The organism is Cryobacterium sp. MLB-32 (assembly GCF_000738085.1).
GTDB lineage: Bacteria > Actinomycetota > Actinomycetes > Actinomycetales > Microbacteriaceae > Cryobacterium.
Genome location: NZ_JPRS01000180.1, coordinates 1 through 9,622, shown reverse-complemented (window position 1 = coordinate 9,622; position 9,622 = coordinate 1). Strand labels below are relative to the sequence as shown.

Sequence of the window (9,622 nt, the reverse complement as noted above, 5' to 3'; positions counted from 1 at the left end):
TGCGGGGGTCGGCTCGCGGGGTCTCGACAGGCTCGACCAGCGGCGGGGTGGCGTTGCGGGGATCAGGTCACGAGGTCTCGAGACTGGTCTCGACAAGCTCGACCCGAGCGTTCCTCGCTCCTCGACCAGCGCTTGGATCGACCTGTCGATCTCGTGGGGACGTTGGGGGGGGGGGGGGGGGATCGAACGGCGCGCTACTGGATCGTGCCTTTGAGGGGATCGCCGAAGGGCACGTTCGCCGCGATGGTCACATCGGGCGCTTCCACCAGGGCATCGCCCATCAGTCGGTTGAGTTCGGCCATGGCCTCGCCGCCGGCGTGGGCGGTCAGATCATCGGGTGTGCTCCACCGTTCGACCATGATGATTTTCGCCTGGTCCGTGTGCAGTGCGTATAGCTCGCAGCCCTGCTCCTGCTGTACGAGTGGTGAGGCCACCGCGAAGGCATCGAGGGCGTCCTGAACGCGGCCGGGCTTGGGAACGAGCGTGGCGATGACGACAACGGACATGAAATCTCCTGAACTGTGCGCGGCTCCCGATTGAGGGCCCAGCGACAGCATGCCACGCTGACTCGGGAGGCCCCTCAATCTGCGTAAACTGGATGGATCATGGCTACTTTTGGAAACCTCTCAGATCGCCTGGCCGAGACGTTCAAGAATCTCCGCACCAAGGGCAAGCTCAGTGCAGCGGATGTTGACGGCACGGTTCGCGAAATTCGACGAGCCCTACTCGATGCCGACGTTGCCCTCGAGGTCGTCAAAGACTTCACCGGTCGGGTGCGCGAGCGCGCCCTCGGTGACGAGGTTAACAAGGCACTCAACCCGGCGCAGCAGGTCGTTCAGATCGTCAACGACGAGCTCGTCACGATTCTCGGTGGGCAGCAGCGACGCCTCGAGTTCGCGAAGAAGCCGCCGACCATCATCATGCTCGCAGGTTTGCAGGGCGCCGGTAAGACCACCCTCGCCGGCAAGCTCGCGAAGTGGCTCGCCAAAGACGGTCACACGCCCGTGCTCGTGGCCGCCGACCTTCAGCGACCGAACGCCGTCACCCAGCTCGAAGTCGTCGCCAAACAGGCCGGTGTTGCTGTCTATGCCCCACAGCCGGGCAACGGCGTCGGTGACCCGGTCAAGGTCGCCCGCGACGGCGTCAAGTTCGCGCAGCAGAAGCTTCACGACGTGGTCATCATCGACACGGCCGGCCGCCTCGGCGTCGACGCCGAGATGATGAAGCAGGCCGCGGACATCCGTCGGGCCACGGACCCCGATGAAGTGCTCTTCGTCATTGACGCGATGATCGGTCAGGACGCCGTCGCAACCGCGAAGGCTTTCCAGGACGGCGTCGATTTCACCGGCGTCGTGCTCACCAAACTCGACGGCGACGCCCGTGGTGGCGCCGCGCTCTCGGTTGCCTCCCTCACGGGACGGCCGATCATGTTCGCGTCGACCGGCGAGGCGCTGGACGACTTCGAACCGTTCCACCCCGACCGTATGGCCGGCCGCATCCTCGACCTCGGTGACATCCTCACCCTCATCGAGCAGGCCCAGGGCGCGTTCGACGAGGACGAGGCGCGCAAGGTCGCCGAGAAGTTCGCGACCGACACGTTCACCCTCGACGACTTCCTCGGCCAGATGCAGCAGCTGCGTAACATGGGCTCGATCAAAAAGATGATGAGCATGCTCCCCGGAGCCGGTGCCATGAAGCAGCAGCTCGAGAACTTCGACGAGCGCGAGATCGTGCGCACCGAGGCCATCATCCAGTCGATGACCAAGGCCGAGCGCACGACACCGAAGCTCCTCAACGGTTCGCGCCGCATGCGCATTGCACGCGGCTCGGGCTCGACCGTCACCGAGGTCAACCAACTTGTTCAGCGCTTCGAGCAGGCCGCCAAGATGATGAAGACCGTCGCCAAGGGCGGAATGCCCAACGTGCCCGGAATGGGACCGATCCCCGGCGCGGGCTACGGTGGCAAGGCCAAGGTGCAGCAGAAGAAAAAGGGCTCGAAGTCAGGCAACCCGGCCAAGCGTGCGGCGGAGAACGCCGCCATGGCCGCGGGGGAGAAGCCCGCGATTGCCGCCTCGTCCGGCGGAGGGTCCGGCTTCGGGCTCGGCGGCGCACAACCGGGCAAGGGCAAGGCGGGCGGGCCAACGGAAGAAGAAATGGCAGCCCTACAGAAGATGATGGGGCGCTAAACTCGGGCGCAAGCCAGCTCTGCCCAATCACTGGAGGTCAGTCATATGCCTGCATCGATGAGAAACCGGCCCACGCGACTGAAGTCCGTGGTCGGATACTGCCTGCTCGGTCTCGGCGCGCTCGCGCTGCTGGCGGGCTGCGCCACCGCCAGTTCGCCGGGCGCCAGTCCGAGCCCGACCGGTTCGTCGGGCGCATCCGCCACCATCGCGGGCACTTGGCTGGTCGACCCCTCCGAGAATCTGCAGACCGAGCCCTTCCTGACGATCGTGGATGACGGGTCGTGGGTTGCGTCGGACGGATGCAACGTGGTGCGGGGAACCTGGGAACTCAGCGCAGACGGCACCCTGACCACGACAGCCGGGCCGAGCACGCTCATCGGCTGCGATGGGAAGCCCCTGCCGTTCCTCTTCAGCAACGCGACGTCCGCGTCGGTTGACGGTGACACCCTTGTACTCCAGGACCCTGCGGGGGAGACCATCACCCTCGTGGCCGGCCAGGAGCCGCGCAAGCAGATCGCCACCACCACACCAACACCCTCAACCTAAGGCAGATCCATGACGTCCTCCCGTCCGGTGCGTATTGGCGTGCAGATAGCACCGCAGCACGCCACCTATTCCACGATCCGCGAAACAGTCCAGGCCGTCGAGGGACTCGGCGCAGATGTGGCCTTCAACTGGGACCATTTCTTTCCCCTGAGTGGCGAGCCTGACGGTCTGCACTTCGAATCATGGACCATCCTGGCCGCGTGGGCAGAGCAGACGTCGACCATCGAAATCGGGGCGCTCGTCAACTGCAACAGCTACCGGAATGCGGACCTGCAGGCCGACATGGCCCGCACTATCGACCACATCAGCGGAGGCCGCTTCATCTTCGGAACCGGCGCAGGCTGGTTCGAGCGTGACTACGACGAGTACGGCTTCGAGTTCGGTACCCCTGGCGAACGCCTGAACGCCCTCGACGACAGCCTCAACCGCATCGAAGCGCGCTGGGAGAAGTTAAACCCGGCCCCCACCCGCAAGATTCCCGTGCTGATCGGCGGGGGCGGAGAGAAGAAGACGCTGCGTATCGTGGCCCAGCACGCGGACATCTGGCACTCCTTCGCCGACCCAACGGTGCTCGAACACAAGCTCGGGGTACTCGACGACTGGTGCGAGAAGGTCGGCCGGGACATGTCGGAGATCGAAATCTCCACGGAACTCCGCGGACGCACGGTCGCCGAGGCCGAGGAACTCTACGACCTGGGGGCGCGGCTGTTCACGCTCGGAATTTCCGGGCCCGATTACGACCTGACCCACGCCGTGGATTGGCTCGCCTGGCGGGATTCCAAGAACGCCTAGTCGCTCGGCAGTGATCCGCAGAGATTCCGCTGGTCGAGGCGCGACGAAGGAGCGATCGAGGTCGCGTGAGCGGAGCGACGGCGGGGCTAGGACCCCAGGCCCTGCTCCAGTTCTCGGCTGAGGGCGGCCACGACGGCGGGCAGGCTGCCGTCAGCCTGCGATGCCACACGCAGCTGACGCTGGTAACTGCCGCCGCCGTCGACGATCCGGTGCAGGCCCAGCAACTCGTCGAGGCAACCGAGTCGCTCGGCGATGGGGGAGAGCACCTCAATGAGGCGACGCACGTCATCCGTCACGAGTCGTTCGGCTCCGGCCGCGTCGAGGATGATCTCGGCGTCGAGCCCGTATCGTGCGGCGCGCCACTTGTTCTCCCGCACGAACCACGGCTGCATGGTCGGAACGGACCTGCCGGCATCGAGCGTCGTCGACATCCATTCCACGAGGCACTGAATGAAGGCAGCGATCGCGCCGAGCTCCTGGGTCGTCGACACGCCGTCACAGACGCGTATCTCGATCGTGCCCCAGCGCGGCGCCGGGCGGATGTCCCAGCGCACTTCGGTGACGTCGTCGATGATGCCCGTCACGGTCATGTCGTCGACGTAGCTTTCCCAGGCTTCCCAGTCGGGCAGGTCCCACGGCAGGCCTGCCGTCGGGAGTTGTTGGAACATCAAGGCCCGGTTGGAGGCATAACCGGTCTCCACGCCGGCCCAGTATGGGCTCGACGCCGAGAGCGCCTGAAGATGCGGAATGTAGGTGAGCATCCCGTTCAGAATGGGCATCACCTTGTTCTTGTCCTCGACGCCGACGTGCACATGAATGCCCCAGATCATCATGTTGCGGCCCCACCACTGCGTGCGGTCGATGAGCCGGTGGTAACGCGGCTTATCTGTGATGTCCTGATCGAACCACTGTCCGAACGGATGTGAGCCGCTGCAGATGAGGTCGACGTCCCGCGAAGCAACGACCGCCCGCACCTCGGAGACCTGACCGGCTACATCCGCTACCGCGCCCGCCACTGTGTCGTGCACGCCGGACACGACCTCAACAGTGTTGAGCAGAAGCTCGCCGGTGATCGTGGGATGCGTCGACCCATCGGGAGCACGCAGGGCGTCAAGTACCTGGTCGGCGATGGACACGAGGTCCCCGGTGGCGCGGTCCACGAGGGCGATCTCCCATTCGATGCCCACGGTGGAGCGGCCCGATGGGGCGAATTCCAATGCCACTCATGCTCCTTCAGACGTGCCGAAACGTACACGCCATCATACGATTATCACAAAGAGGCCAATGTCTGGCAGAATGATCAGTCGAGATCACTATGCCCCGCCCTCTATCCCGGTGTAGGAAGATCCTTTAGAGCTTATGCCGAGTGTGCCCCCACGCTCACGGCCTATGGTTCGCCAAACATCGAATTAACACTGGAGAATTGTGGCTGTCAAAATCCGTCTGAAGCGCATGGGCAAGATCCGTGCACCGTACTACCGCATCGTCGTTGCCGACGCGCGCACCAAGCGCGATGGTCGTGTCATCGAAGAGATCGGCATCTACCACCCCACGCAGGAGCCCTCCGTCATCGAGGTCAAGTCCGAGCGTGCGCAGTACTGGCTCAGCGTCGGCGCACAGCCGACCGAGCAGGTTGCTGCACTCCTGAAGCTCACGGGCGACTGGGGCATCTTCAAGGGTGACAAGAACGCCAAGAGCACCGTCAAGGTCAAGGAGCCGAAGGCCGCCTTCGTCGCCGACGAGAAGAAGAAGCCCGTCCTGCGCCCCAAGGCTGAGAAGCCCACGGCCAAGGTCGAGGAGACCACCGAGGCTGCCGCCGAGGCAACCGACGAGACCAAGGCGTAATCTTGCTCGCTCCCGCACTTGAGCACCTCGTCAAGGGAATCGTAGATCACCCGGACGATGTGCACGTTGCTGAAAAGAACTCGCCCCGTGGTGAGGTTCTCGAGGTTCGTGTGAACCCCGAAGATCTCGGCCGGGTTATTGGCCGTGCTGGTCGCACGGCCAAGGCCCTGCGCACCCTCGTGGCCGCTCTGGCCGATGGTCGGCGCGTTCGCGTTGACGTCGTCGACACCGATTTCTAGGGCCCGCCCATGAACTCGGCCGACGACGGCACGCACACACGCAACCAACTTCGGGTAGGACGTCTCACGAAGGCCCACGGGCTCAAGGGAGCGATCAAGCTGGAACTGTTCACGGACGACCCGGGACGACGTTTTGTCCCGGGTGCCGTGTTCACCCTTCAGGTGCCCACCGGCACCCCCTGGCACGGGAAAACCCTCGAACTGGTCGAACTGCGCTGGTACAACCAGCATGCTGTCGGCTTCTTCAAGGATGTTCCCGACCGCACGACGGCGGAAACCCTCGCCAAGGCGATCCTCTGGATCGAATCGGATGCTGCAGAGCAGTCCGACGAGGAAGATGCCTGGTACGACCATCAACTGATCGGTCTGGCCGTGATGCGCGATGGTGTGAAGATCGGCACGATCTCCCGGCTCGAGCACATGCCCGCCCAGGACCTGCTGATCGTCGCAACGCCGACCGGCGAGGTGATGATCCCCTTCGTGAAGGCGATCGTTCCCGTTGTCGATGTGAAGGCCGGAACCGTCACGATCACCCCGCCCCCCGGACTGCTCGAAGAGCTGCCTGAGGAGCCCGAGGAGACCGAGTCGGCGCCTGCTGACGGCGAGCCCGAGGCAGACGACGACGAGGATGCTGCGGCATCCGCTGACGCTGACGCCCCACACGACGCCAAGGCGTAGCTGTCAGAGGCTGAAGGATTCAGCAATAGCCCATCGCATCTTCATGCGGTGGGCTATTTCTTTGGCTTCGTGAGGTTCGGCACTGCACGTTGGGACGGTACCCGCGCTTCACGACGGTGGCGATCCACGGGTACGGTGCGACGATCAGCACGTTCCTGTGCACGGCGTGAGCCGGTCGATCTGGACTTCGTCCGTGAACCCGTGAACCTGGATGCCGAGGGTCAGCCCGGACGGGACGGCTTCGAGCACCGTGGTCACGAGGGACGCCGTGGTCTTGGAGTCGCTCATGCCGGAGTCGTTCGGGCCCGTGGCAGGGGGTCCGCCGCGAGCCTTCAGCGCGCGCACGAGGATCTTCGTGTCCGCGTGTCCGTGTGTGCCTCGGTGAGGGCGTGGCCGGCCCCGCTTTGTGGCAGTGGTTCGGGTGGCCGGTGGTGTCCGTCGAGATCAGACGGTGGCGGCGAACTCGCCGGCTCGGCTGATCAGGTGCTCGGCGCTGGTGTCACCCGTGAACGCAAGGCGCACGACCTCACCGATCACGAGAACGGCGGGGGAGGCAACGCTCGCGCGTGCCGCTTCGCCGAGAATCGTGCCGAGGTCGGCGATCGTCGTGCGCTGCGTGGCGCTGAAGCCTCGCTCGATGATTGCAACGGGCATGTCCGTCGTCATTCCGTGCCGCAGCAGGCCTTGGGTCAGGGTGGGCAGGGTGCCGACGCCCATCAGCACCACAATCGTACTGTCGAGGAGCACGAGACCCTGGAGTTCGCGTTCCGTGAGGGGCGCATGGCCGGAGATGACCGTGAAGGCGTGGCTCATCCCGCGATGGGTCAGCGGGATGCCGGCAGTCGCGGGCACCGAGATGGCGCTCGTCACGCCGGAGATCACGGTCACCGGGATACCGCGCATGTGGCATGCCAGCACCTCTTCGCTGCCGCGGCCGAAGATGTACGGGTCGCCGCCCTTGAGGCGCACAACGCGCGAGCCAGCGAGGGCGTGCTGCACGATGAGCTGTTCGATGTCGCCCTGGGAGATCGCGTGATTACCCGGACGTTTTCCCACGTCGATCAGGAGTGCGTGGGGTGCCAAAGCGGGCAGGTCATCGGTCGGAGCGAGGCGGTCAAAGAGCACGACCTCGGCCTCGAAGAGGGCCTGCACGGCGGCGATGGTGAGGAGTCCGGCAGCCCCCGGACCGCCGCCGACGAGCGTTACCCGTCCGGACGTGCCTGACTCAGCGGCGTTCATCTCGTACTCTCCTCGAACTGGATTGCGGCTTCCATTGAGAAGTACCGTACGTGAATGTGCCCGCTCCTCGGGGGTCGCCTGACGCATTTGGTCACGTTCGGTCACGAGCGCGATGTTTGGGTCGGCTTCCGTGGGGGCATGGACGAAGGAACGGAACGGCCCAGGCGCTTCGGATCGGCGAGACTGGCGGCCCAGTCGTTTTCGTCGCTGTCCACGTGGGCGGCCAAGGCCCGCTCGCGTTCGGCAGCGAGGCCGAGGGGATCCGCGATGACGACGTCGCTGATCAGGGCGGCTTCATCACGGTCGCCGTCTAGAATTTGAGGTATGCGCATTGATATCGTCACGATTTTTCCCGAGTTCTTCGATGTGCTGGATTTGTCCCTCCTCGGCAAGGCCCGCCAGTCCGGTCTGATTGAACTCGGCGTGCACAACCTGCGCGACCACACCCACGACCGCCACCGCACGGTCGACGACACACCCTATGGCGGCGGCGCCGGCATGGTGATGAAGCCGGAGCCCTGGGGCGATGCCCTCGACGCCATCCTTACGGAGCCCGAGGCGCGTGAAACAACGGATGCGATCGCCACGGATTCTGATTCCGGGCCGATCATCATCTTCCCCTCGCCGGCCGGCGACCAGTTCACGCAGGCCATGGCCCGGGAACTCGCCGAGGAATCACACCTCGTCTTCGGGTGCGGACGCTATGAGGGCATCGACCAGCGCGTCGTCGACTACTACGAGACCCGCGGTCGGGTGCGCCTGGTCAGCCTCGGGGACTACGTGCTGAATGGGGGAGAAGTCGCGGTGATGGCCATGATCGAAGCCGTCGGACGCCTGATTCCCGGCGTGGTGGGCAACCCGCAGAGCCTCGTCGAGGAATCCCACGAAGACGGCCTGCTCGAATACCCCAGCTATACGAAGCCCGCCGAATGGCGTGGACTGTCCGTGCCCCCGGTGCTCCTCAGTGGCAACCACGGCGCCATCGCCGCCTGGCGCCGCGAGCAGCAGCTTGAGCGCACGGCACGGGTGCGGCCCGACCTCCTGCCGACCCCGCCCGCCCCCCTGACCGCTGCGCTGGTCGAGGCGCGACGACGGAGCGCGCAGATCGAGCTCGTCGAGATCGAGACCGCGGAGGCCGATCCCCGGATCCGGATCGGTCGTTCTCGTCCGTCGCGCCTCGCCCGCGGTGCACGAGCCCGCAAGCCGGCTCTCCCTCAGCCCTCAGCGAACGCATGGCCGTCGTGCAGCCGCCGCGGATACTCTGGAACTGTGTTCATACGCCGCACCTTCTTCCGTTGGCAGTTTCCTGCCGTCATCGTGCTCCCCCTGTGGCTCCTGATCGGTTCGTCGATCTTCGGGAGTGGTGGCTGGGCCGTGCTCGGCATCTTCTTCGGCGCCGTATTGCTCGGGCTCGGCCTGCTTGTCGTGAGCGGCCTGATCCTCGCCCGTCGAGAGGTACGGGAGCAGCGCGCCCTGTCCTGGCCCGACGTGGGAGTGCTGGGCCTGTGGCACCTCCTCATCATCGCCCTCGGCTTCTCCGAGGATCCGTCTGGCTGGCTCTCCGTGCTCACTGTTGTGGCGGGCATCGGCGCGTTCTGGTACGCGGTCTGGGCACTTTTTGACGCCGCCCGCAAACGCGTCCGTGCCATGGTCGATCTGATCGAGCAGACGGCAGCCGGCACTGGAACCTTCGGTCCCACGGAACCGTCCCCGAACATGCCCCCGCGGAGCAACCCGGTCAATCCGAGTTCGTCTCCGTTCCGCCGCGCGGTCGACCCCGAGGTCATCGTGATCAAAGAGCACCCCACCGAGCAGTCCTAGCGTTCGCTTGCGTCCCGGTGCTTTGCGACGCGCCCGAGAATATGACAGAATAGGCGATTGTGCCGCGGCAAGACTCTGCCACAGGGGAGCTGCTATACATCGGCACAAACTTACCTACCGGTTGCGGGTGTTTCGCGTTACGCGTTCCCCGCACAAACCGTGTTCGACCTGTGGCGGATACAGAGAGCGACAAACTATGCATATTCTCGACTTCGTGGATGCTCCTTCCCTCAAGAAGGACATCCCCGCGTTCCGCGCCGGCGACACCGTCAAGGT

The 9,622-nt window shown here is 65.1% G+C and carries 11 protein-coding genes and 1 pseudogene; 7 read left to right on the top strand and 5 right to left on the bottom strand.

All coding sequences use genetic code 11. The annotated features are described in order from the left end of the window. Positions 1 to 194: 194 nt before the first annotated feature. Positions 195 to 506: a putative quinol monooxygenase gene (locus JF66_RS15175; RefSeq protein WP_035879352.1), complete on the bottom strand. Its 312-nt coding sequence runs from the start codon at positions 504 to 506 to the stop codon at positions 195 to 197. A gap of 99 nt (positions 507 to 605) precedes the next feature. Here JF66_RS15175 and ffh point away from each other — a divergent pair, with 99 nt between their 5' ends. From ffh to JF66_RS15160, 3 genes are read left to right on the top strand one after another with little or no spacing between them, the layout of a single operon-like run. Further along, the gene (gene ffh, locus JF66_RS15170) at positions 606 to 2,186 is read left to right on the top strand and encodes a signal recognition particle protein (protein WP_035879351.1); all 1,581 of its coding nucleotides are present in this window, start codon (positions 606 to 608) and stop codon (positions 2,184 to 2,186) included. A gap of 57 nt (positions 2,187 to 2,243) precedes the next feature. Next, positions 2,244 to 2,732, top strand: a complete 489-nt coding sequence (locus JF66_RS21855; RefSeq protein WP_197059437.1) for an META domain-containing protein — start codon at positions 2,244 to 2,246, stop codon at positions 2,730 to 2,732. 9 nt (positions 2,733 to 2,741) lie between these two features. Then, complete coding sequence (locus JF66_RS15160; protein ID WP_035879350.1) at positions 2,742 to 3,524, top strand: LLM class F420-dependent oxidoreductase; 783 nt, start codon at positions 2,742 to 2,744, stop codon at positions 3,522 to 3,524. A gap of 86 nt (positions 3,525 to 3,610) precedes the next feature. Here JF66_RS15160 and JF66_RS15155 read toward each other — a convergent pair whose 3' ends face one another. Further along, positions 3,611 to 4,747, bottom strand: coding sequence for a glutamate--cysteine ligase (locus tag JF66_RS15155; RefSeq protein WP_035879348.1), 1,137 nt, complete (start codon positions 4,745 to 4,747; stop codon positions 3,611 to 3,613). Between the two features lie 202 nt (positions 4,748 to 4,949). On the opposite strand from JF66_RS15155, the gene rpsP reads away from it, so the two are divergent. From rpsP to rimM, 3 genes are read left to right on the top strand one after another with little or no spacing between them, the layout of a single operon-like run. Continuing rightward, entirely contained in the window at positions 4,950 to 5,369 is a 420-nt protein-coding gene (rpsP, locus tag JF66_RS15150) for a 30S ribosomal protein S16 (RefSeq protein WP_035879346.1), read from the top strand. 2 nt (positions 5,370 to 5,371) lie between these two features. After that, positions 5,372 to 5,608, top strand: a complete 237-nt coding sequence (locus JF66_RS15145; RefSeq protein ID WP_035879344.1) for an RNA-binding protein — start codon at positions 5,372 to 5,374, stop codon at positions 5,606 to 5,608. 9 nt (positions 5,609 to 5,617) lie between these two features. Beyond that, entirely contained in the window at positions 5,618 to 6,286 is a 669-nt protein-coding gene (gene rimM, locus JF66_RS15140) for a ribosome maturation factor RimM (RefSeq protein ID WP_035879343.1), read from the top strand. A 144-nt stretch (positions 6,287 to 6,430) separates the two neighbouring features. Here rimM and JF66_RS15135 read toward each other — a convergent pair whose 3' ends face one another. From JF66_RS15135 to JF66_RS23100, 3 genes are all read right to left on the bottom strand, one after another. Beyond that, positions 6,431 to 6,631, bottom strand: coding sequence for a hypothetical protein (locus JF66_RS15135; RefSeq protein ID WP_035879342.1), 201 nt, complete (start codon positions 6,629 to 6,631; stop codon positions 6,431 to 6,433). Positions 6,632 to 6,730: 99 nt separating this feature from the next. Further along, positions 6,731 to 7,525 carry a uroporphyrinogen-III C-methyltransferase gene (cobA, locus tag JF66_RS15130; RefSeq protein WP_081882425.1) on the bottom strand — a complete coding sequence of 265 codons (795 nt, stop codon included), beginning with the start codon at positions 7,523 to 7,525 and terminating at the stop codon, positions 6,731 to 6,733. Between the two features lie 101 nt (positions 7,526 to 7,626). After that, the gene (locus JF66_RS23100; RefSeq protein WP_156109835.1) at positions 7,627 to 7,857 is read right to left on the bottom strand and encodes a hypothetical protein; all 231 of its coding nucleotides are present in this window, start codon (positions 7,855 to 7,857) and stop codon (positions 7,627 to 7,629) included. On the opposite strand from JF66_RS23100, the pseudogene trmD reads away from it, so the two are divergent. Next, positions 7,850 to 8,572, top strand: a pseudogene (gene trmD / locus JF66_RS15125) (tRNA (guanosine(37)-N1)-methyltransferase TrmD); the annotation flags it as partial. The gene JF66_RS23100 and the pseudogene trmD overlap by 8 nt on opposite strands. Positions 8,573 to 9,622 lie beyond the last annotated feature (1,050 nt).

What these genes read in the sequence shown, in the direction of transcription:
- JF66_RS15175 (WP_035879352.1), bottom strand. Translation starts at nt 506, where the DNA reads ATGTCCGTTGTCGTCATCGCCACGCTCGTTCCCAAGCCCGGCCGCGTT.
- ffh (WP_035879351.1), top strand. Translation starts at nt 606, where the DNA reads ATGGCTACTTTTGGAAACCTCTCAGATCGCCTGGCCGAGACGTTCAAG.
- JF66_RS21855 (WP_197059437.1), top strand. Translation starts at nt 2,244, where the DNA reads ATGAGAAACCGGCCCACGCGACTGAAGTCCGTGGTCGGATACTGCCTG.
- JF66_RS15160 (WP_035879350.1), top strand. Translation starts at nt 2,742, where the DNA reads ATGACGTCCTCCCGTCCGGTGCGTATTGGCGTGCAGATAGCACCGCAG.
- rimM (WP_035879343.1), top strand. Translation starts at nt 5,618, where the DNA reads ATGAACTCGGCCGACGACGGCACGCACACACGCAACCAACTTCGGGTA.
- cobA (WP_081882425.1), bottom strand. Translation starts at nt 7,525, where the DNA reads ATGAACGCCGCTGAGTCAGGCACGTCCGGACGGGTAACGCTCGTCGGC.
- JF66_RS23100 (WP_156109835.1), bottom strand. Translation starts at nt 7,857, where the DNA reads ATGCGCATACCTCAAATTCTAGACGGCGACCGTGATGAAGCCGCCCTG.